The organism is Sporocytophaga sp., assembly GCF_017745095.1.
Taxonomy (GTDB): Bacteria; Bacteroidota; Bacteroidia; order Cytophagales; family Cytophagaceae; genus Sporocytophaga.
This window is the reverse complement of sequence record NZ_JAGHZZ010000008.1, coordinates 302,017-325,280: the sequence shown is the minus strand read 5'-3', so window position 1 is coordinate 325,280 and position 23,264 is coordinate 302,017. Positions and strand designations below refer to the sequence as shown.

20 protein-coding genes are annotated in these 23,264 nt (G+C 34.6%); 16 read left to right on the top strand and 4 right to left on the bottom strand.

Annotated elements, in window-relative coordinates:
* The first annotated feature begins 1 nt into the window (after position 1).
* The 8 genes from J7604_RS14525 (at position 2) to J7604_RS14490 (ending at position 10,525) form a co-directional block, all read left to right on the top strand.
* Positions 2 to 943, top strand: coding sequence for a PorP/SprF family type IX secretion system membrane protein (locus J7604_RS14525; protein ID WP_293897056.1), 942 nt, complete (start codon positions 2 to 4; stop codon positions 941 to 943).
* A gap of 4 nt (positions 944 to 947) precedes the next feature.
* A complete protein-coding gene (locus J7604_RS14520) occupies positions 948 to 5,195 on the top strand; it encodes a CHAT domain-containing protein (protein ID WP_293897055.1) in 4,248 nt (1,415 codons plus the stop codon).
* Between the two features lie 15 nt (positions 5,196 to 5,210).
* Positions 5,211 to 5,432: a hypothetical protein gene (locus J7604_RS14515; protein ID WP_293897054.1), complete on the top strand. Its 222-nt coding sequence runs from the start codon at positions 5,211 to 5,213 to the stop codon at positions 5,430 to 5,432.
* 329 nt (positions 5,433 to 5,761) lie between these two features.
* Complete coding sequence (locus tag J7604_RS14510) at positions 5,762 to 7,321, top strand: cellulase family glycosylhydrolase (protein WP_293897053.1); 1,560 nt, start codon at positions 5,762 to 5,764, stop codon at positions 7,319 to 7,321.
* 276 nt (positions 7,322 to 7,597) lie between these two features.
* A complete protein-coding gene (hmpA, locus tag J7604_RS14505) occupies positions 7,598 to 8,809 on the top strand; it encodes an NO-inducible flavohemoprotein (protein WP_293897052.1) in 1,212 nt (403 codons plus the stop codon).
* Positions 8,810 to 8,820: 11 nt separating this feature from the next.
* The gene (locus J7604_RS14500; RefSeq protein ID WP_293897051.1) at positions 8,821 to 9,258 is read left to right on the top strand and encodes an Rrf2 family transcriptional regulator; all 438 of its coding nucleotides are present in this window, start codon (positions 8,821 to 8,823) and stop codon (positions 9,256 to 9,258) included.
* 265 nt (positions 9,259 to 9,523) lie between these two features.
* Entirely contained in the window at positions 9,524 to 9,982 is a 459-nt protein-coding gene (locus J7604_RS14495; RefSeq protein ID WP_293897050.1) for a hypothetical protein, read from the top strand.
* A gap of 84 nt (positions 9,983 to 10,066) precedes the next feature.
* Positions 10,067 to 10,525 (top strand): hemerythrin domain-containing protein, encoded by a 459-nt coding sequence (locus tag J7604_RS14490; RefSeq protein WP_293897049.1) that lies wholly within the window; start codon positions 10,067 to 10,069, stop codon positions 10,523 to 10,525.
* Positions 10,526 to 10,537: 12 nt separating this feature from the next.
* On the opposite strand, the gene J7604_RS14485 is transcribed toward J7604_RS14490, so the two are convergent.
* A complete protein-coding gene (locus J7604_RS14485) occupies positions 10,538 to 11,323 on the bottom strand; it encodes a helix-turn-helix domain-containing protein (protein ID WP_293897048.1) in 786 nt (261 codons plus the stop codon).
* 183 nt (positions 11,324 to 11,506) lie between these two features.
* On the opposite strand from J7604_RS14485, the gene J7604_RS14480 reads away from it, so the two are divergent.
* The 8 genes from J7604_RS14480 to J7604_RS14445 all read left to right on the top strand — a co-directional run bounded on the left by J7604_RS14480 (position 11,507) and on the right by J7604_RS14445 (position 18,928).
* Positions 11,507 to 12,844 (top strand): TolC family protein, encoded by a 1,338-nt coding sequence (locus J7604_RS14480; protein WP_293897047.1) that lies wholly within the window; start codon positions 11,507 to 11,509, stop codon positions 12,842 to 12,844.
* A complete protein-coding gene (locus J7604_RS14475) occupies positions 12,844 to 13,902 on the top strand; it encodes an HlyD family secretion protein (protein WP_293897046.1) in 1,059 nt (352 codons plus the stop codon). The genes J7604_RS14480 and J7604_RS14475 overlap by 1 nt, the downstream gene beginning before the upstream one ends.
* A gap of 6 nt (positions 13,903 to 13,908) precedes the next feature.
* Entirely contained in the window at positions 13,909 to 15,498 is a 1,590-nt protein-coding gene (locus tag J7604_RS14470; protein ID WP_293897045.1) for a hypothetical protein, read from the top strand.
* 148 nt (positions 15,499 to 15,646) lie between these two features.
* A complete protein-coding gene (locus J7604_RS14465) occupies positions 15,647 to 15,982 on the top strand; it encodes a hypothetical protein (RefSeq protein ID WP_293897044.1) in 336 nt (111 codons plus the stop codon).
* 18 nt (positions 15,983 to 16,000) lie between these two features.
* A complete protein-coding gene (locus tag J7604_RS14460) occupies positions 16,001 to 16,285 on the top strand; it encodes a hypothetical protein (RefSeq protein WP_293897043.1) in 285 nt (94 codons plus the stop codon).
* A gap of 235 nt (positions 16,286 to 16,520) precedes the next feature.
* The gene (locus tag J7604_RS14455; protein ID WP_293897042.1) at positions 16,521 to 17,111 is read left to right on the top strand and encodes a hypothetical protein; all 591 of its coding nucleotides are present in this window, start codon (positions 16,521 to 16,523) and stop codon (positions 17,109 to 17,111) included.
* A gap of 140 nt (positions 17,112 to 17,251) precedes the next feature.
* Entirely contained in the window at positions 17,252 to 18,124 is an 873-nt protein-coding gene (locus J7604_RS14450; RefSeq protein ID WP_293897041.1) for an AraC family transcriptional regulator, read from the top strand.
* A gap of 66 nt (positions 18,125 to 18,190) precedes the next feature.
* Positions 18,191 to 18,928, top strand: a complete 738-nt coding sequence (locus J7604_RS14445; protein WP_293897040.1) for an SDR family oxidoreductase — start codon at positions 18,191 to 18,193, stop codon at positions 18,926 to 18,928.
* 928 nt (positions 18,929 to 19,856) lie between these two features.
* Here J7604_RS14445 and J7604_RS14440 read toward each other — a convergent pair.
* Genes J7604_RS14440 through J7604_RS14430 form a run of 3 tightly spaced genes read right to left on the bottom strand, consistent with a single transcriptional unit; the run spans position 19,857 to position 23,166 of the window.
* Positions 19,857 to 21,467 carry a hypothetical protein gene (locus J7604_RS14440; protein ID WP_293897039.1) on the bottom strand — a complete coding sequence of 537 codons (1,611 nt, stop codon included), beginning with the start codon at positions 21,465 to 21,467 and terminating at the stop codon, positions 19,857 to 19,859.
* Complete coding sequence (locus J7604_RS14435) at positions 21,464 to 22,588, bottom strand: hypothetical protein (protein ID WP_293897038.1); 1,125 nt, start codon at positions 22,586 to 22,588, stop codon at positions 21,464 to 21,466. Before J7604_RS14435 ends, J7604_RS14440 begins: the two co-directional genes overlap by 4 nt.
* The gene (locus tag J7604_RS14430) at positions 22,585 to 23,166 is read right to left on the bottom strand and encodes a sigma-70 family RNA polymerase sigma factor (protein ID WP_293897037.1); all 582 of its coding nucleotides are present in this window, start codon (positions 23,164 to 23,166) and stop codon (positions 22,585 to 22,587) included. Before J7604_RS14430 ends, J7604_RS14435 begins: the two co-directional genes overlap by 4 nt.
* Positions 23,167 to 23,264: the final 98 nt, after the last annotated feature.

Sequence of the window (23,264 nt, the reverse complement as noted above, 5' to 3'; positions counted from 1 at the left end):
AATGGATTTAAATATTTCAAGTAATATACAGCACATGTTTCGTTATCTTTTATTCTCAGCATTTTTTGCAAGTCTGTCTATTGGGACACAGGCACAACAAATGCCTTTGGTTTCCAATTTCATGTTTAATCAATTGATCTATAATCCGGCTGCTGCAGGTATGCAGGAAACACAGTTCAATGCAAACCTTGTGTCAAGATTTCAATGGACTGGCATGAATGGAGCTCCTGTTACCAATATGTTCTGGGCAGATTATAGATTTCCCGCGAAGAAAATGGCATTGGGGCTTAATATCAATTATGACAAGTTTGGAGCCAATAGAAATACTGACTTCCTGCTCAATTATGCCTATTATGTACCTCTCACAAGTAAGTGGAAGCTTTCTATGGGATTGAGAATGGGATTTACTTCAGCTAAATTCAGTACAGCCTATCTTGACAGAGTTTGGGATCAGGGCGATCCTGTTGTGGAAGCATCTAATGTAAGTGCTATGATGCCCAAGGCAGGTGCCGGATTACAACTATCTACCAAAAATTTTTATGCGGGTTTTTCTGCTCCGGACCTCATCATGAGTGATAAGCAAAATCTTTATGGAAATGAAGGCAAGCCTTTCTTTAGCAAGAAAAGGAACTACATGATGATGGCTGGCTACAGAGTTAAACTTAGCGATTCTTACAAACTTTATCCAAACCTCAGAATTTCATACTTCCCAGATTCAAAAGTACGGGCAGACCTGAATTTGATTTTTGAAATTACTGACTATTTCTGGGCAGGAGCTACCTATTCTTCCTATAAAAGTCATGCTTTGATGGCTGGTACTCACATTAGCTCAAGGGTGAGATTTGCATATGCATATGAATTTAAAAGGGATTTGGGCGTGAATTTAAATACTCACGAAATAAATCTTATGCTGAATCTGGATGGTCTGTTTAGAAAAAAATAAAGTTATGAATCGTTTTTTACTAGGAGCCGTCCTTTGTCTTCTGCTGCCTCTTATTTCTAGAGGAGGAGATAATGCAAATGGTCTGAATCAGCCTAAGAATGACAGAAAACTCGCTTTCTTTGAATATAAATTTGCACAAGGGGAGTACGAAGAATGTATTGATGGCGCAAATAAATTTGCTAAAAGCTATGATAAAGGTAAAGTAAGCATTTCGGACGCTGTACGGGCCAGACTATTGGAGGCTAGATCTTATTTCTCCATGATGTCATTTGATAAGGCAGGACAAACGTTTAATCATGCTTTAAGCCTCGCAGAGAAAAGTAAAGGGCAACCGGTTGATGAGCATAAGTGTCTCCTTTATATTGCCAAGTACCTTAATGATGCTGGAAACTATGCTGAAGAAGAAAATGTCCTTCATCAGATAGATAAAATTTCCGGAATTGATAAAACCTCTATAGAGGAATTAAACTATTTATTAACGCTTGCAGAATTTTATAAAAATCAAGGTTCCTGCTTTGCAGCTCTTGAAATAATTGAAGCTCAGGAGCCATATAGATTAAAGATGGCCACATCTCAACTTGTTGAAGATAAAGATAAAGCTGCAGAAGATAAAGCCATAGACTTCCAGATTCGCAAAGAGACTTATTTACATTTACTCAACCTCAAAGCAGCTTGCTTACTTCAGGTAGGCAAAACAAGCGAAGCTGAAATGTTAATAAAAAACAATTTGTTATGGGGGAGTAAGAATCTCTCTTCCGCAAACAGATTTGTGATTGAAACATTAAGAGGTGAGGCGGAGCAACTCGATAAGAAAAGAGCTTTTGCAAGGTCTGCCATGGCCTACAGCCATTGCTATGGCCGTTCGGAAGCAGCAGAATATGAGTCATTAAAAGTTGAAGATCTGGTAAATCAGACAATAGAGTCTATAAAAGATGGACAAATAATACAATATAAAAATCACTTGCGCAGGCTTCAGATGTATGCATTCAGATCTATTGGCACCAAAGATAGATTTGAAATAGCTTATAACTATTGTGATGCTTTCAGATCATTTTATGAAGGCGATCTGGAGGCTGCTGAAAGCAGGCTGAATTCCTTGAGTTCAATAATTAAGTTTTTGCCAGCATATCATTCATATCAATATAAGGTACTCCAACTTCAAGCGGATCTTAAGCTTAGACAGGGAGACCTGAAAAACTATAAGAATGTATTGTCATTAATAGCAGAATTTAATTCAAAATTTAAAGGAGCCAAGTCTCCTGATTTTTATAAATCAAATATAGATCTTGCTTTCTATGAACTCAATTATGGCTCAGATCTGAATAAGGCAGAGAAGATGTTTGTTGCTAATTATTCGTCTTATCTGAAAAAGGAAATTACAAAAGAATCGGATCTTAATATTTTTTATCTAAAGACATTTGCAAGACTACTTGAGAAAAAAGATAAACTGGATTCTGCTATCACAGTAATGAAAGATGTGGTGTCCGGCTCTGCCACACAGCACGGAGAGAAATCTCCTGAATACGCAGCAGGTATGGCTAAACTTGGAGAGTTGCAGATCCTTTCAGGTAAATATGAAGAAGGTTTTTCTTCAATGCAAAAAGCTGAGATTGCTTTAGAATCAGGGAGGGAGAGCCGTAATGAGCAATTGCTGGAAGCTTATTTGATTATCTCAAGACTTTATGCTTTTAAAGGAGAATTTGACAAGAGTAAGAATTTGTTGAATAAAGTTACTCATCTGAATCTTGACAAATCCGGATTTGACCCTCTCGCAGATGCACTTGAACATGAACAGGAAGCTTCTCTTTACCTTATGGCAGGCAATTACTATAAAGGTGAGAAAGAAGTAAAAAAATCTCAGGAGATAAAAGAAAAGATTCTTGAAGTTGGTAGTTTACAGCTTTTATCGGTTTATGAAACTTTAGCCAGACTTTTTTTGATTAATGGTAATTATAATTTATCCGACCAATACTTAAAGCATTCCAAAGAAATAGTTGAAAAGGTTTTTGATAAACAATCACTGCAGCAAGCAGAGGTACTTCTTATGCAAGGTGATTATTTTAATGAAATCGGAGATTATAAAAAAGCAGAGGAGGCCTATACTAAAGCTGATGAGATATTTTTAGCAAAACTTGGAAAGGAAAATTTAAAGCGTGTAGAAGCCTTGTCAAAGCTAGCTGCAATAAAATATAAAAGAGGAGTAAAGGTAGTTGAAGTAGAAAAACTATATCAGGAGGCTGGAAAAATTATACAAAAAAGTGCAGGAGAAAATAATCCTCTATACGCACTGCATTTACAAAAGCTTGCTGAATTTTATATCCAAATAAAAAGAACTGAAGAGGCAGAGAAATTATTAAGTGAAGCAGAAAAATATTGGGATAAAAAAATAGGTTCTGAAAACAAGTATAATGCAGAGATTAAATTACTGCAGGGCGATATTGCATACAACAAGGAGAAGTTTGATTTTGCAGAGAAAAACTATCAGAAGTCAAGACAGCTCTTCAGTGGAATATTTAATGAGAAGCATCCTGGATACATAATGGCTACAGGTAAGCTTGCCAGAGTGCAATATATGTTGAAGGGATATGATAAATCTCTTGAACTTATGGAAGAGATCATTCCGAAGTATCTGGATTATACCAGAAATTATTTTCCATCTTTGAGCTTTAGGGAAAAAAGTAAGTTCTGGAGCAAAATGAAGGACGAGTTTGAATTCTATAATTTTCTTTCACTTGATGTGTTTGGAAATAAAAAATCCAGACTGTCTGCAGAGGTCTATAATAACACGATTGCAACAAAAGCCCTTTTGTTAAATTCCAATATAAAGTTGCGGGAACAGATTCTGAATAGTAAAGATTCAGTCCTTATTGGAATGTATAATGAATGGATTATACTAAGCGAATCTCTTACAAATTCATTATCCTATACAAAAGAACAGCTTACTGCTCAAAAACTGGATCCTCATCATATTGAAGCTTCCATTGAACATCTTGAGAAAGAAATGAGCAAACGCTCCACACTTTTTAACGGTGAAGAAATCAAGAGAAGGGCCACCTGGAAAGAAATCAGGGCAAGCTTACAGGAAAATGAACATGCAGTGGAGATGGTTCGCTACAGATTCTTTAATAAAGTGTTTACCGATTCTATAGTTTATGCTGCGCTTATAGTTAATAAGCATTCAAGCGAATTCCCCGATGTTGTTTCATTTTCAAATGGCAATGCCATGGAGAAGAAATTTCTGAAGTACTACAGAAATGCTGCAAACATGAACATCAGTGATCAATATTCTTATGAGACTTATTGGAAAAATATCAAAACGAAAATTCCAGATGGAGCTACAGTGTATTTTTCATCTGAAGGTGTATACAATCAGCTAAACCTTGAAATGATGCCTGCTCCAGACGGCTCATTCGTTTTGGAAAAAAATCAGATAGTTTTGGTTACTAATACAAAAGATTTACTTGGTGTTGTAGAGAATAAAAAGAAGAATAATAAAGATGTAAAAAAGGCGCATACTGAGGAATATCTTCTATGTGGTAATCCTGATTTTTATTCTGAAAATCACAATATCAAAAGTGCTGCAGTTGTGTCTCTACCGGGAGCGGAGAAGGAAGTAAATGAATTAACCGCTTTGCTTAGTGGGACAGGAAAAAGAACAGTTAAAGTTTTAAGTAATCATGTGACAGAGGATACTATTAGTTCTTTCGTTAATCCAAAAGTTTTTCATATTGCTACACATGGCTACTTTAAAGAAACCACTAATCGTGCTAATGATGATGATTTTGCATCAAATCCATTATTGAATTCAGGTCTCATGTTGACTGGTGCAGGTGAAATAATCAGCAATATCGAAAATACCTATGTAAATCAGAAAGATGGAATACTTACGGCTTATGAGGCAATGAATCTCAACTTTACTTCTACAGAACTTGTGGTGCTTAGTGCTTGTGAAACAGGGAGGGGAGATGTTCAAGTTGGAGAAGGTGTTTACGGCCTTCAAAGATCCTTTCTCATAGCTGGTGCTGATGCAGTAATAATGAGTTTGTTTAAAGTAAATGACGAAATTACGCAAAAACTTATGTATTCTTTTTATAAAAAATGGATTGAAAGCGGAAATAAAAGAAAAGCATTTCTTGAAGCTAAGCGTGAAATCAGAAAGGCATATGACAATCCATTGAGTTGGGGTTCTTTTATTATGATTGAAGGAAAGCCCTATCGGGAACAAACTCTGCAGGCTTTGGTTAAAGAATAAAGGCTTGTATTATTTATGATTAATGACGAAGACTTCTCAAAATTACCACTGGAGGATCAGGCCCTTTTTTTATGGGAACACGGGCAATTTGTTGATCTAAGGAAAGATTTGAATCACACCATTCAGCTTTATGCAGTTGGAAAACTTTTTTATGAAGTATGGTATGAAAATGAAGATAATCAAACGGAAAAGATCAAAAAGATCGATGCGGATGATGTAATTATTCTTTACCCATAATTAATAAATGAAAAAGTAAAAAGCCCCAGCTAATGCAGTTTTAAGCAAAGGCTGGGGCATTTTATTTAAACCTTTTATTTGGAGAAGTTCAATGATGTATTTGAAAAATACAAGGTTTACTAAAGAGGATTCTGGTTATACTATCTCCTTTTAAAATGGTTTTATTTTTATAAGTTGTTGTTTTTTATGGTGTTGATGTTTTTGGGGGATTTTTTTATTTACTCTTACCTTCTCTCGAATGGTTCAGTTCCTCTTCTCAGTACAATTTATTCTGATTGGAAAATACAAGATTATTCTTTAAATTATTCAATAAATTAAAAAATACCAGGATGAAATTTATAACTAAAATTCAGCTTTTATTCTTTTTTATTTTCATAAGTACCAGCCTAAGTTCTTATGCTCAATATCCTGCGGGATCTCCTGTGGCTATAAATGGAAGGTTAAAGCTAATCGGCAATCAGCTAAGCAATGAATGTGGGAACCCAGTTGCGCTAAGGGGAATTAGTTCACATGGATTGCAATGGTTTCCAAATTGTACTAAAGATAATGCCTTAAAAGAACTTACCGATAATTGGGGAATGGATATATACCGACTTGCAATGTATGTGCAAAAGTCGGAACAAGGCTATTTAACTAATCCTACATATTGGAAATCTTACATTGATACCTGGGTTGATAAATGCGGAGCTTTAGGTGTATATTGTTTGATTGACTGGCACGTTCTGAATCCAGGAGATCCATACAACAATGTTACTGATGCAACTGATTTTTGGACTTACATGGCTTCAAAGCACGGAAATAAGAAGCATGTTTTATTTGAGATATGTAATGAACCAAATGGAGATGGAGTGAATTGGGCTAGGGTCAAAGCGTATGCAGATGTAGTAATCCCAAAAATCAGGGAAATAGCCCCGAATACTATCATCATTGTTGGAACACCTTCTCATAGTCAAGAAGTGGATAAGGCTGCTGCATCTCCACTTCAATATGAAAATATAATGTATGCCTTACATTTTTATGCTGGTACACATTATACAAGTTTAATGAAAGTGGCTGAGAATGCCCTTGCCAAAGGAATAGCAATATTCGTTTCAGAGTGTGGTACAACTGACGCTTCTGGTAACGGTGATACATGGTTTACAACCTTTGATGACTGGATTATTTGGATGAGAAAGTACAAGCTGAGCTGGATTGTGTGGAGTTTTGCGGACAAACCAGAAGCTTCAGCCCTTCTGGCGCCAAATTCCTGTGCATCGGGTAAATGGACAAATTTGTCGGCCTCAGGTACTTATATAAAGGCAAATATGTCTTCTCCAGCTGATAATTTTGTCGCTTGCAACCAATCACCAAAAGTAACTCTGGTTTCCCCTACTCAGGATACAACAGTAGTTTCTCCTGAAAATCTAATATTAAAAGCCAATGCAGTGGACCCTAATGGTAACATAGTTAAAGTTGATTTCTATATGGGTAATACTTTAATTGGAAGTGTTAATGCACCATCTGATTCATACGAGGTAAATTGGACAGATATTCCTTCTGGGGTCCATACGATTAAAGCTGTTGCTACTGATGCAAAAGGAGCATTTGGATCATCTCTAAGAACAATCACGGTAAATTCTGTGGATGGTTTGTTTTCGAAGCCTGTATATGGTGCTGCTGAAAATCTCTTTCCAAATCCAAGCAGCAGTTCATTTGCATTTAAGGTATCACAGCAGATTAAATCTCTTGAAATACTAAACTTATATGGCGAGCCGATGGAATCAAAAGAATCTGTAGCTCCAGGACAAACCTTGGATTTAGGAAGTAATTATGCTAATGGTACCTACATCATGAAAGTTCAGTATGAATCTGGGTCTTCAGAAATTTATAGAATGATAAAGGTGAGATAAAAGTCATCTGAGAAAGATATAAATGGGTAGCCTGTCTGTGCAGGCTACCCATTTTTTTTATCCTTTTATAAGGGAAATATTCAGATGTCTTTTTTTAAAAATTGAATCTCAAGTTTTGTTTCACAAGACGGAATTAAGTTCTCACTATTGACTGATTGGAGTTTATTATAATCAGGGCTAAAAAATGATAAATATCATTTTTAAAAATTTTAAATGGCATTTTTCATGCAACTTTAAAGAGGTATATTTGATGCAACTTTAAAAAATTTCGAAAATATGTTAACAAAATCTGAAATCGATTTAATAAAAGGAACAGTTCCTATATTAAAGGAACACGGTCTATTGTTGACCAAACATTTTTATCAGAGAATGTTTAGGCTGAATCCTGAGTTAAAAAATATCTTTAATATGGGAAATCAGAAAAACGAAACACAACAGACTGCATTGGCTAATTCTGTACTTGCATATGCTGAAAATATCGAAAATCCAGGTGTCTTGTTACCTGTATTAAAACATATAGGAGAGAAGCATACAAGTTTGCTCATTACTGCGGAACAGTATGCAATAGTAGGGGAAAATTTATTGGCTTCGATAAAAGAGGTTCTTGGAGACGGAGCTTCAGATGAACTCATTGCTGCTTGGGGGAAAGCTTATAAAATCCTAGCAGACATAATGATTAATCTTGAAAAATCAATTTACATTGAAAAGGGCTCTATTCCGGGAAGTTGGAATGGATGGAGAAAGTTTGTTATAAAGAAGAAAGTTCTGGAGTCTGATGAAATTTCATCTTTTTATCTGTATCCTGAGGATGAGAAGGAAGTCGCATTGCATAAGCCTGGACAATATCTAAGCATCAGGGCTTTTGTAAAAGAGCTAGGACTGTTTCAACCTAGACAATATAGTATTTCGTCAGCTCCAGGTAATAAATATTACAGGATTTCGGTTAAAAAAGAAGTTGGTCATGGCTTAGCTAAAGAGGATGGAATAATTTCAAATTATCTCCATAACACTTTGGGTGAAGGTGACATTGTTGAAGCCACTCCTCCTGCAGGTGAATTTGTGTTAAATCTGGAGAACAAGGGACCAGTTGTTCTTATCAGTGGTGGCATAGGGCAGACACCATTTATGTCAATGTTGGAGTATCTTGCTGGTGAATCGGAGAAACGCGAAGTCAAATGGATTCATGGTTGTCGCTCTGCCAATGTTCATGCATTTAAAAATGAGGTCAGCGCCTTAGATAGAAAATTTGACTGGTTAGAACATATAGTGTTTTATGATGATTGCTCTAGTTCAGATAATAAAGTTAAAAAAGGAAGAGTGGAACTATCTGAAGTAAAAGAAACAATATTATTACCCGGAGCGGATTATTATATTTGTGGTCCCAAACTATTTCTTGAAAAGGCAATAAAAGATCTTGCATCATTGGGAGTGAATAGTGAGCATGTCTTTTTTGAGGAATTTGGTCCTCAGACATTGAATATAAATTAGAATATAAAGAAGTGAAGCTGAACCAATTTACCGATTATGGGCTGCGTATACTTATGTATATGTCACGAAAGCCTTCAAACATGCCAGCAACCACCATTACGGAGTTGTCTGAAAGGTTTGGAATTTCTAGAAATCATGTGGCTAAAGTGGTTCAGTTTCTTTCTAATAATAAAATACTTGATGCCCAGCGAGGAAGAGGAGGAGGCTTATACTTGGCAGACAAACCTGAAACATATAAAATTGGTAACCTTATTCGCTTACTTGAAATGGAGGAAGAACTAGTCGATTGTGATACACCGCCTTGCATACTCGCTGACAGCTGTGGCTTTAAATCTGTTCTGAAAAGCGCATTGTCCACTTTTTATGAATATCTTAATCAGTATACATTAAAAGATATTAGCAAACCCAAAGTTACCAAGGCTCTTGACGGTCTGATAAAAGGAGAATAGCTTTTTGTATTTCTTTATATTTCATCCGAAGGCATATTTTATATTCATCTCTGATATTTGTACTTCCTTTAAACATAAAAATCAATTCAATTATTTTGGTGCTCAATACCTGGCCTTATACAAAGTTAATCTTCCTATAAAACAGAAAGGTCAATGAAATGTACGTTGGCGAGATTAAGCTATATTTAGTCTATTTTGAATAACATAGAGAGCATAATGTCGGATATATTTACAATTACTAAGTATGCAATAAATATTATGCTATATGGTAACTGTGAAATACCCTATTGTTCTGATGAGTGTTTTTCTTTGGCTAGGATTTGTCTTTGCTTTAGATTTTCTGGAAATATGGATTGAGTTTAAGCCCTCAATAGTATCGATTCCTATTGACTCTTTTTTGTCGGAACTGATCTACAATACAATGACTAATCTTGAATGGTTCTTTGTGTTATTGATTATTGGAACTACTTATTACACAAGTATAGAGGAGGTCTTCCCTTTATATTCTTTATTTATTATTCCATTTCTTATCCTTAGTATTCAGACTTCAAAGGTTTTTTCCTATGTCAACAATGATTTTGTAATTTTTATTATCGGAAGGAATAGTTATTATCTAAACAGTTCCATTTGTTATTTCGCTCTAGAGGGAATAAAGATTTTGTGTCTATTAGCATTCGGTTTAAAACTCTTTAGATTAAATGACAAAGAACCGGGAATGAAATAGTAATTTTCCCTTACTACATAGACCAGATGATAGGGGATGATATTACAAACGTCAATAATATTTAAAATTTAACTGTTACATTCAATGTCAAATAAAATTTTTGAATGTGGTCAAATATTGGACCATTTGAAAACTGAACACCATTTCATTTTTGAATCGTGTTACCGAATAAGGAGTGGGCTTTTACAAAGGGTACCAACTAAGAGAATTAAGATTTATACAGACTTATTTTATCATGAATATCTAAAGCCACATTTTGAGCTGGAAGAGAAATTTATTTTTGCAGTTTTTGAAAAGGATAATCTTATGGTAAAAAGAGCAGTTGCTGAGCATAGGAAATTAAAAAGGCTATTTGGAAAAAATGATAGCCTTGAAGAGTCACTTAGTCTAATTGAAGAGATATTGGAAAATCATCTTCGATTTGAAGAGCATGTTTTATTTGCTAGTTTAATAGAAAAGATAGAGAATAAAAAAATATTATTTGTTATGCCTGAGCTTGCTGAAGTGTCCATAGAATGGCCCGATAAATTCTGGATCAATTGAATAGAAGTATCTTTATTTTTCTTTCTTGAAATCAGATGGTCTGTAGTTGGTTAATTTTAAAAAAGTACTGCTAAATGATGCAAGACTTTGATACCCTACAGTATATGCAATTTCACTTAGTGATAGATTGGTTTGTAGCATTAATTCAATTGACCTTACCATACGCAGAAGTTTTAAGTATTGAAGAAATGACATATTTAGTGTTTGTTGAAAGAGCCTTGATAATGATCTTTCACTGATACCAAATCTGTGACTGATACTTTCAAGTGAATGTGTTTCACCGATATTTTTCTCCAGATATTTGAGTATAGGAAGCATCCTTTCATGTTCTGTGAAAGGTAAAGCAATCGGGATTTTTTTAGAACTGATTTCTGGCAAAATGTTTTTTATGGCTGATAGAAATAAAAATCTGTTATCACCTGGTAAAATATGGCCGTCCCAGGGCTCAGAATATTTTATCATCTGCATCAAAAGATCATTTATTGGATAAATTCCCATCTGAGAATAAAATGGTGAGGTCATATCATCATGAGTGTAGAAAAATAACGATCTTAGAACAGTTCCTGAATGTCCTATTTTCAATACATGAGATAATCCTGTAGGAATCCAGAAATAATGTCTTGCTGGTATTACATACCTTCTGTTTCCGATTTCAAGATAAGCTATTCCTCCTTCAACATAAGACAATTGCCCCTTTGCATGTTTATGATTAGGAATATATTTTTCTGATCGTTCATGCATGACATATACCGATGCGGGACGCTTGTCTATATCCGGTAAACTTGCAATCAGACTCATATTATTATGATGATATTATATAATGAAGAACGATGCAATCTATAAAAACATCTTCTATAAGGAATGGAAAATTTTACAAAATTTTTAAAATACTCGTTTGGCTGGAATCAACTAATATTAGTCTATTTTGGATAAAATTGAATAATAAAAGACAAATAACTTTACAGCGTAAATAGTTATAGAATGTTTATCTGTCTTAGAGAAATAAGTATCTTAAGTATTCTTATTTTAATTTCCATTTCCATCCCTGTTTTATCACAAGATTCTCTTAATACAGCCATTCCTCTTTACATGGATAATGTGTGGGAGAAAGCACTTGAGAATAGTAAAAAGATTGAGTTATCTCATTTTGAAGAGGCGATTGGAAAGGAGGAAGTCAGGGAGATACAATATGAGAGACTTCCGGAGATACAATTCAGTGGGCATATAGAACATGCAACCAATCTTGCCATGTATACCAATGGCCTTTTAAATAAGCCTGAGCAGCATGAAGTGATTCACACTTTATACAGGTTAGGTACCGATTTTTATCTTAATCTTTATGATGGAAATAAATTGAACCTATCTGTGGACAAACGAAAGCTCTTATATGAAATAGCTATAGAGCAAAGAAAGTATACTGTTTCAGATATCAAGTTACAGGCTTCTGTTTATTATTTAAACCTTATGCGTAATTTGATTTTTAAAGAATTAATGATAAAAGATATTGAGAATCAGGAGAAGCAACTTGCAGAGATTAGAGAATTACTTACTAATGGCGTGGTTTTGAAGAGTGATGCTCTAAGGGTAGAATTGAAACTATCCAATCAGAAGTTGCTACTGGTGCAGATTGAAAATAATATTGCAATAGCAAATCAAAAGTTGAATATACTTATAGGGCTTGCTGATACTGTTGCTGTTTTACCGAAAGAGATTATCAATCCTGAATTAATTTCTTTAAAATCTTATGAGTCTTATCTGGAAGAAGCAATGTCAAAATCTTTTATTTACCACATATCAGAAAAGAAAGAAAAGATCAGTCATATTCAGCTCCAATATACTAAAGCAGCCGTTAGGCCGAAGGTCGGTTTGTACGGTGATTTCTGGCTCGCCAATCCTCAGATATTTCTTTTCCCTTATTCACCGAGTAACTATACACTAGGAGTAGTGGGGATTAAAGCCCGTCTGCCTGTTTCTGAAATATATATCAATAGACCCAAAAATAAACTGGCTCGTTTAAATCTGAAGAAAGAAGAATTGGAACATCATGATACAGAAGATAAGATTAGGCAAGACGTTTACGAAGCTTTGCTAAGGTTCCGGGAATCGCTTGTAAGGATTAATGTTGCTAAGGCGAATATTGATCAGGCTGCCGAAAATGCAAGGATAGTAAAGAATAACTTTTTTAACCAGGCTGCTTTAATAACAGATTTATTGGATGCGGATATTCAAGCGCTGCAAACTCAATTTGAATATGCTTCGTCTCGAATGGATGCACAGATTCAATACTATAAGCTACAAAACATATTAGGTAATCTTTAATGAAAAAGGCAAGTCAATATACTTCAACGGATCAATTGATCACCAAGATTACTGCATGGATAGCAGGAGGGATAGGAGTTGTTTTATTTATCTGGGGAGCTATTACGCTTTGGGATTTGTATAACAATGAAACAACCAATGATGCTCAGGTGCAGGAATATATCAATCCCATCATTTCTCGTTCTGGAGGATTTATTGTAGAAGTAAAATTCGATGAAAATCAGCCTGTAAAAAAAGGCGACACATTGCTGCTGATAGATGATAGGGAGTATAAAATACAACAAGCACAGACAGAGGCTGCTTTAATGAATGTCCGTGCACAGTTAAAAGTGTTGGAAGTAAGAATGGAAACATTGAAAAGAAGTTCCCAGGTTAAATTTGCAAGAATAGCTGTAGCTGACGCTGAACTTTGGAAAAAAGAATTAGAGTTTACTAGATATAAAAAACTACTAGCTACTGAATCAGCTACTCAGCAACATTTGGAAGCTGTTGAAGCCGCATATAATGTATCCAAGGCTGAAAGACTGTCTGCTGAAGAGGATTATGAAGCCTCAGTTTCCCAGGTAGAGGATGCTATAGCCCAGAAGGATGTGGTGAGAGCAGAGATAAAGAGATTAGAAGCCTTACTTGAAAGACATAAGCTTGATGTTTCATATACGGTCATTACAGCATCTTATGATGGTGTTATGGGGCGGAGAACTATAGAAAAAGGACAGATGATTGATGTAGGGGAGATTCTGGGTTATATAGTAAACAGGGAGACAGATAAATGGGTAGTGGCTAACTATAAAGAAACTCAAATCAAGTCAATGGATATAGGAGATACAGCTCAGTTTACTGCAGATGCTTTTCCTGATAGGATATTTAAAGGCATAATAATTTCACTTTCTCCTTCTACCGGTTCTAGTTTTTCTTTGCTTCCTCCCGATAATTCTACAGGCAATTATGTAAAGATTGTTCAACGTATTCCTGTGCGAATACGAGTGACGGGGGATAAGAAAGATGTCAATCTTCTTAAAGCAGGAATGAACGTGAATGTTTCAGTTGCAAAAAAGTAAAAAGATATGGTGGAGAAAAGTTTCTTGTTTAAAGAGTGGGTGCCTGAATGGTTAGTGAAAGTTACATTGTTTATGGTCCTTCTACCCGGGCTTGTTCTTTTTTTTCTTCCTCTGACTAACTTAAATGCTTCTGCAGGTAATACAGGTATGGAGACTTATGATGTGTATTATTCAGTGGTTTTATTTTATGCAGGTTATGCAAGTTTTTTTTCTCTTGAAAGAAGGTTCTTCAGCTTCCTAGCTGTAAAGGAATATTTTGTGATTATTACATTTGTTCAGTTGCTGAGCTCTTATATATGTTTTGTGACGGATGAAACAGTGATATTGTTTATATTCAGGTTTATTCAGGGAATGGCATTTACCATGACTGTCAATCTTGCTCTGACTTTGATATTTATGAGGCTTCATTCTGACAAGGCAAGAACAGTAGGCTATTCAATATTTTTTGGTATGCTGGTCTGTATGATACCATTTAATAATTTTGCCACCTCAGAAATTGTAGATTCATTCAATTTTAACTCACTCTATAAGTGTACTATGTATTCTTATTTACCAGCTCTGGGTTTGCTTTTGCTGCTAATGAATGACGTCAGAATTAATGTAAAGTTTCCATTATATAAACTTGATTGGGAAAGTTTTTTATTCTATGCTGTTTTCCTGTGTTTAGTAGGGTATATAATGGTTTATGGTCAGCAATACTATTGGCTTGAAGATCCTGAAATTCTTGGGTGCGTTGTGTCTATCTTTATCGTTTTGATTTTATTTGTGATAAGACAGGTATTTGCGAAACGTCCTTATTTTAATCTGGAAGTCTTTCGGTTTAGGAACTTTAAAGTGGGGCTCTTTCTTATGTTGATATTTTATATATGTCGCTTTGCCTTTGGTATCACTACGAATTACTTTCAAACTGTATTGAAGTTTGATCCAATAAATATTGGATATATTACCTTATTGAATATAGCTGGTATTGTTACAGGAGTAGTAATTTCTTGTGCCTTTGTACTTGAAAAACGCCCCATTAGGCTTTTATGGATTTATGGTTTTTCGATATTGCTTGTCTTTCATTTTTGGATGATTTGGTTGTTTACTCCTCAGGCAAATGAAAGCGAGTTTTTCATTCCCCTGATCCTTCAAGGATTAGGGGTTGGTTTGATTATGACTCCCACAATAATATATGTTGTAGCGTCAGTCCCTGAGAAACTCAGTGCATCTGCAGCAGGGATTTGTTTATTTATGAGATGTTTGGGTTTTTACCTGAGTATTGCTTTGATTAATTATTTCGAGTTGCTTTCAAAAGGTACTCATTACAATACCTTTCAAGAGCACGTATCAAAGCAAAATCCAGTCCTGATTCAATCTCTTCAAAAAATCAATCATGTGCTGTCCACTCATGGTGCTGTGGTAACTAAGACCTCCAAGTTAAGTAATAAGATGCTTGTTAGCTCTTTAAATGTTCAGACCCAGATAAGATTTGCGATTGATTATTATGAGATGATATGTCTGATGCTTGTTTTTACAATTATAATCGTTGCGTTGTTTCCATATATTAACAGGACAATTATGGCTCTAACGAAGAACCAACCTTCTCCTTTTTGATAACATGTTGTTGTGGAATGTATGATGGATAGGTTTACTATATCAGTATGATAACTAAAATATTAAAATAAACATGCGTAGGATCTGGATACTTCTAATTATAATGTTTTTGTCTGTGAGCTGCAAAAAGGATAGGTATATTTTTACCATGAAAACTGTTAAACTGAATTCTTTCAGAAAGGTGAATATCCCTTCCCAATATCTGACCATTAAAGTTGTTAATGGAAATTCAGGTAATAGTGTAATAGGTACAACCGGGAAGTATCCAAGTGATTTTACGCTTCCTGCATTGTTTGCATTAGATAAACCAGTGAAAATACATTTGTATAAGGAAGATCATATCAGTATTCAATTGTGGGGAGATTCAATAGGTTTTATAGCATCCAGCAAGATAGATATGAAAGAATATAAGATTATTTATCCGATAGATATGGAGACCAAGAATGATAGTGTTAGTTTCTCTGTGCTGGGGAGTTGGGAGTAATATCATAAAACTTTAATCATGAACTTTATACCAAAAGAAGATGAACAATTGATTCAATGGTTAAGAAACTACTCTTTCCATTTATCAATACTAGGAGTTGAGTTAGGAATTACTCCTGCAGAAATAGCTTCCTTAAACGCACTGATATTTGATGTGAGTACAGATATTATTCAAGGCAGGTTGAATAACGAAAATGATAAAAGGGAAAAGATGATGGAGTTTTTATTTAAAATGATTCATAAAATGAAGAACCATCCCTTGTATAGTGAAAGTGAACATGGTATGAAATTAAGACTGGTTTAGTTTATTTATTGTTGAAATTTTTGAAATGGTTTGTTGAGTATTTTTTCGATCAATTTTTTAATACTCCTTTTTATTGTTTAATGTAAATTCTATTTTAGAAGAATTCTTGACTGAAAGATAAATACATCTTTACAAAAGCTATCTATTTGCACGCTTTTTCGTATAGATATATTTAAAGCAATTTCTATTTAAGTGCCAAGAATTGTTAAAGAGTGAGTTTTAATCTAATTAATTTATGTCCAAGAATTTAATTATAAAAAAACCTTGTAATGAGGACTGGAATAAAATGGAGCCGAGAGAGTATGGGAAGCATTGCGACTTATGTGACAAGGTTGTTGTTGATTTTACTAATGCAAAGGAAGAAGAGATATTAAATTATATAAGACAAAACTCTGAGCGAAGAGTCTGTGGTTATTTCAAGTCAGATCAGGTTGTTAATAAGCAATCTTATATAGAAAAGGTGTTGAATAATTTTCTTGTATTTATAGATACTAGATTTTCAATACGCATATTAAAAAACTCATTAAATTTTATAGTTGGAATTCTTCTTGTTATGTTGGGGTGCCAAAGCAGGACAACCGGAGAGATAGAGCTTCAGAAGAAGGATGCAAAAGATAGTTCTGGTACTATACATCAAAGTCCTGGTGCTGATACATTAATTGAATCTGTTATGGGTAAACCAGTTCTGGCTGAAGATTCAATTAAGGTGAAATCTAATGATGTTAAAAATAAAAATTGTTCTGTCCCTGTAAAGGGAAATTTAATAGAAACAAATGTAATAATGGGCGACGTGACTGACAGTATTGGTTATATTAAGGGAAAATAATATTTCAGAAGTAAGGAGTTTTTAAAAAACAGCATTTGAGTTCTGTCACAGGCTTGAGTCTAATAACATTAACGAAATGCGTACATTGAGATATTAACGGTCATCATAGAGCGTAGCCCTACTAACATTGAACAGCCAACATGCAAGATACAAACGGAAAATCTGAGGGTTTAGAAAACGATAAGTTGAGTATTAAGATTGTCTCAAACAACAATCCTTATCTTTCTGCTGATATTCAGCAAAAGCTTCTACAACCTCGTAGGTTAACTTCTTATTTTATAGTGTTAATAGACAGCGGCTCTGTTACCTACAATTTGGATTTACAAAATATCACTCTTACTGACGGCCATTTGCTTTTTGCAATGCCTAATCAAGTTTTTACACCTCCACCCAAAACTGCTAATCTTAAATATTACAAGGTACTATTTGATGAAAATACATTGGCATTGCTACCACAACATTTTCCTTTTTTAGTTAATCCTTTTAATTCACAAACTATAATTTTTGATAATCCGGCAAGGGAGAGAGTAAGAAAAGTTTTTGAAATATTAAATCAGATACTTCACATAGATAAATATCCACCCGACACAGAAATAATATTAGCTTACCTGAACTTACTATTAGTAGAATTAAACAGTGCTTACTTCAAAAACAAAGAACCACTTACTATTTTAAACACGAATCTGTCAAAGTTTATTGAGTTCAAATTAGTCGTGGAAACCCATCTTGCCGAACAACCTTCTGTTAATGTCATAGCCGAAAAACTGGCATTAACTACAAACAGCTTATATCGGATTGTAAAAGAATATTCGGGAGTTTCGCCGAAGGATTTTTTTACCAATCGTTTAATGATTGAAGCACAGCGAAAATTAAATTACTCAACTCTTTCTGTAAAAGAATTAGCTTATGAATTAGGCTTTAATGACCCTGATTACTTTTCACGCCTTTTTAAAAAATGCACAGGTAAAAGCATAAGTGAGTTTTTAAAAGCTCAGCAAGATTCGTCAAGATAATAAATTGATTTGTCCATCTCCTCTGCTTTTCAGCTAGCTACTTTTGCCTAACTAATTTATAAAAAAATGAAATCAGCATTAGTAACAGGAGCTAATAAAAGCATTGGCTTTGAAGTTGCACGGCAACTCGCTCAAAAAGGAGTTTATGTTTACCTCGGCAGTCGTAATCTAGAAAACGGTATGGAAGCCGTGAATAAATTAAAGTCGGAGGGATTAAGTAATGTAGAGGTTATTCAGCTTGACATTACAGATGATGAATCTGTAAAAAATGCCCGTACAGAAATAGGTAAGAAAACCAAAGTGCTGGACATACTTATTAATAATGCTGGCATTTATGGTGGCTATCCACAGGCGGCACTTGATTCAACCATCGAACAGTTCAAAAATGCATACGATGCAAATGTTTATGGGGTCGTAAGAGTTACACAAGCATTTATTGATTTATTGAAGAAATCTTCTGAGCCTCGTATTGTAAATGTAAGTTCAAGTCAAGGTTCAATTACTTTGCACAGCGACCCGTCATACAAATATTATGACTACAAAGGAGCTGTTTATCTTTCTTCAAAATCAGCAATGAATATGTATACAGTTGTATTGGCTTACGAACTAAGGGATAGCGACTTTAAAATAAATGCTGTTTGCCCAGGATATACAAAGACGGATTTCAACGGTCATCGTGGGCCAGGGAGTGTTGAGGATGCAGGGAAGCGAATTATAAAGTATGCGCTGATTGATAAAGACGGACCGACTGGAAAATTCTTTAGTGAAGAAAATAATCCTGAAACCGGAGTAGTTCCTTGGTAATACTTTATCAAAGAGTACTATTCTGAAATGAGAAAGTCATTGATGTATTAATATTAAAAATAAGGAAAATAATGCAATTGGATGGAAAAGAGGATAATAGTTCGTTCTTAAGAACTAAGGCTAAAAAAGAAATTTTACCCATACTTTAAACAAAAAAGCCTTCAAATTTGAAGGCTTTTACTTTTTGTGGGCCCAATTAGGAAATTATAGAATTTATATGGAGAATGAGGAGTCTAATCAGAACTCCATTACATTTTCCTTAATTTTTTAATTTATCCCAATCTCATAATATTCCTCTAATGATTCATTCTTGATTACCTTATCAATGATAAATTTTTTATTAAATCAGATTATGAATTACATTGACCAGATATAAAGGAGTTAGTTGATACTTCACCCCTTAACTACTCCTTTGTTAAAAGGAAAATTACCTGCAAAGAAATTAAAGAATGACAACCTTATAACCTGTGTAAATAATGAGCTCAATGGTTATGTGGGGAATAAGGATTTGTTCTAAATCGATCTCCTCAATAGTCCTGTAACTTACTTAGATTGATTTCTAAAAGGTTTAGATTGGGCTCCGGAACTTTTTATTTTTATCAACAAAACGAGTTATACTCAACTGATAAAATAATTCAGATTACTGGTTCAATGATGCTCACTGTTGACCATGGATCTAATATTACTTACCTGTTGGAAAGGAGCTAACTGTGCGAATTAAAACTTTTGATAAGGATATTGCAATGCGGAGTCTGATATTTCACGGATTATGCATATATAAATATATTTACATTTCCATTAAAATATATATAGTATTTGTGGAGTAAATAGGGTTGAAAAGCATTCTATCAATAATCATCTTTTAAATATAAGTTTAAGATGTTAAAGTAGTAGAAATGACATTTGAATCTTTTAACACATAATTACTTCAATAAACTACTGATATTTTAATCACCTCTCCATTATTTATCTTTACAAGATATAGCCCGGGAGAAACTATGCCCGAATCTCCTGTTCCGTTCCATTCGCCTGGAATAGAAAAAGTTTTCACCAGATCCCCCCATTTGTCCGTTATAGTAGCTGTGCCCGTTTGGGGAAAGAAAAAGGTATCATCCACGCCATCTCCATTAGGAGTTATAAAGACATCCTTGCAATTTTCCTTGGGAATATAAATTGTATTGGACAATTGTTTTGAGCAATTGTTTCCAGCTTTTACTGTGAGCCTGTATTCAGGCTCGTTGAGATCTTTGAATACACCATTAGAAGACGTGAATATCTTTCCTGTACTGATGCTTGTCAGTATGTAGAAAAGATTACTGTATGGCTGATTATAGGCAGAAACAATTAAGGAGCCAGCCTTCATACAGGTGGTGGAAGTTACTATAGTTGAAAAATCAGAGAGATTGATACAAGGAAGTACCTTTACAAAAAAACTATCCGTTTGGAGTACGAGTCCTGGAAAGGCTGGATGTATAATGTTGCAATAATAATATCCTGTATTGGCAGTTATTACTGTAGAAGCTGAAATGGTATCTTCAGAAGAAGAACGAATCATTTGCCCGTTGCATATCCATTCATATATCACCCCGCTGATAGCTGTATCTATTCCGGTCTTTAAAATCACTTTTTCAGTTTCCAGTACGTCAATATTTTTTCCGACTTTTAGAATGGTCTGAGGTGTTACAAGAAAAATAGTATCAAAATTATCAATTGAAGTGAGTGGAACAATATCTTGAAATGTTAGTCTGTTACCATAAAGCCTAACTGTTTTCAGATGTTTGTATACTGAAAAATCAGGAAGTGAATCCATAATATTTCTGTCAATATATAAGTTCTCAATTTTGCTTTCAGATGAAAAGGGTGGGAGGCGGGTGATCTTATTTTTTGAAGCATCCAATAGAATCAGATTATTTAATTGATCCAATGAAGGCAATTCTTCCAATTCGTTTTCCCAACAGATAAGACTGGTTAAATTGCTTTGATGGCGCAAATCAGGAAGACGGATCAACTTATTAAGGGCAACATTCAGATAGGTTAAGTTTACCAATGCATCAAGGTTTGGAAGTATCTCAATTTCATTCGAATGTACATTCAAATGATTAAGGGCAACATTTTTTGAAAGGTCAGGAAGCGTTTTCAATTTATTACGACGGACATCAAGAAAAATTAATCCTTTAAGACCGTCAAGTGAAGGAAGAGTATAAATCTGATTATCAGAAACACTAAGATACATTAACTTTGGTAAAGAAGGCATCTCAGGGAGAAAGCTCAGTTGATTGTTAGAAAGGTTAATTTCATAAACATTGGTGAAATATTGAATTCCTTCTGCATTCTTTATATTTCGACCTGAGCAGTTAAAGGTACCGGGAATCTGGGCTGCATCTGCGATTTTTAAATTTTGAGATGAATCAAGTACTGCAGGAAATTTTTCCAGAATGAATGCCTTAAGGTTAGCGTCAGGTATAGAAACAGTCTGTCCCGCAACCTTTATAAAAGGAAGCAGAAATAACAGAATGAAATAAATCCTGCATTGTTTCATGGTGCTATAGTTATACTACCTTTTTCATCAGATCCATCCTCATACTGGATCACAAACACATAATAGCCCGCAATTAACTCGCCTGAATTAGACAATCCGTTCCACATGAATTTCTCTCTTGCAGGAATGCTTTGCTGATAATAAAGTTTGCCTGTTTTGTCAAAGATGCTAAGATTACCTGATTTTTCATAGACAGGCATTTGAAGTTCTTCTCCATGGGAAGGACTAAATTCAAGATCTTTCCTGCAACGTCTTTCAGATAACGTCACTTGATTCAAACTTATATGACATCCATTATGATCTGTAATTTTTATCTGATAATTTCCGGCAACCAGATCCGAAAACTGACCTTGAGAATTCTCCTCATTTCCGTTCAATACATAGGAATAAGGCTCTGTGCCTCCCCTTACCCTATTAAGCATGATCCGGCCGTTCTGCTCTCCCCTGCAAGGTCCTTCCGTTTTTAAATCCACTGTGATCCTGATACCTTCACAGGATGCTATTTTTTTGTCTGCCTGACTTGGATTCGATTTTACATTTTTAACTTCAAGTTGATGAATATTATGTATTACAGAAGTATCTGCTGAGTGTTCCATATTGATACTTACAGTGTCTACAATCATCTTCCCGGGAGATAACATCATGTCTTCCTGATTTTCCTCCTCAACAGACTTAGAGTTTCCATTATTATTGTGATCGTTATTTATCCATATTTCCTTTTTTTGCAAAGGAGTTAAAACGGAAGAGGCTGATTTATCAACTGTTCTTTGATCTTTGTTAATTATTCTTGCAGGTCTTGACTCCTTGTCACTTTGTGAAATAAAGATTACAATTGAAATAAGCATTGCCAGAGCAGAAATTCCTAATATGAACTTTCCTTTGTTGCTGTTACCATTTTCCTTCTTTTTCAATGAAGCGGTCTCAGCTTTCAACATGATATTCACCTCACTCAGTCTGTTCAGAACTACAAGTTGGTTGGTAACTTTAACAAGCTCCGCTTTTCTTTTAAACTCAGGATTCTCCGCAAGCAATTTTTCAAAAGTCTCCAGCTTCTCGCCAGCCAGTTTTCCCTTAGTATATTTTTCAATCAGCAGATCTATATGTTCCTTATCACTCCTCATCCTCTTATTTTTTCTAATATTGATGGATCCTTTTCTGCTTCAGCATATAACTTTTCCCTGCACCGCTTGATCTGCATTTTAACAGCACCTTCCGATGTAAATCCCATTCGAAGAGCAATGTCTTCCGCCATTAAATCATAGTAAATTGTATAGGTCAATAACTCAACACATTTTTCACCAATATTGGAAAATAACTTTTCCAGTAAGTTTTCTCCTTCTTTCAAAATGGAAAGATATTTATTTTCCTCCTCGTCAAATTCAATCCCGTTGCTGCTTTCTAGTTCACTTGTAAAATTTACACGCTGATCCTTTTTCAGTTTGTTCAGCCAGCGGTTTATGGATAATCTATAAACATAACCAAAAACCGTATATTTATCACTGAATCTGTCTTCAACTACTTGCTTGTAAAAATAAAGCAAGGCATCCTGAAAAACGTCATAGGCATCATCCTTTATACCATTGTGTCTTACTATATATTTTTTAACTTTCGGGAACACAATTTTATACAATTCCGTAATTACCTCTTTATCATTTCCTTGTTTAATGAGTAGTGGTATTTCGTGCTCAGATATTTTCATAATCAATAAAGAGACATGACAAAAATCGGAAAGTAACGATTCTGTAAAATGATTATTTTTTAAAAAGATTTTATTTTCCCCAATACCCTGGAATAAAA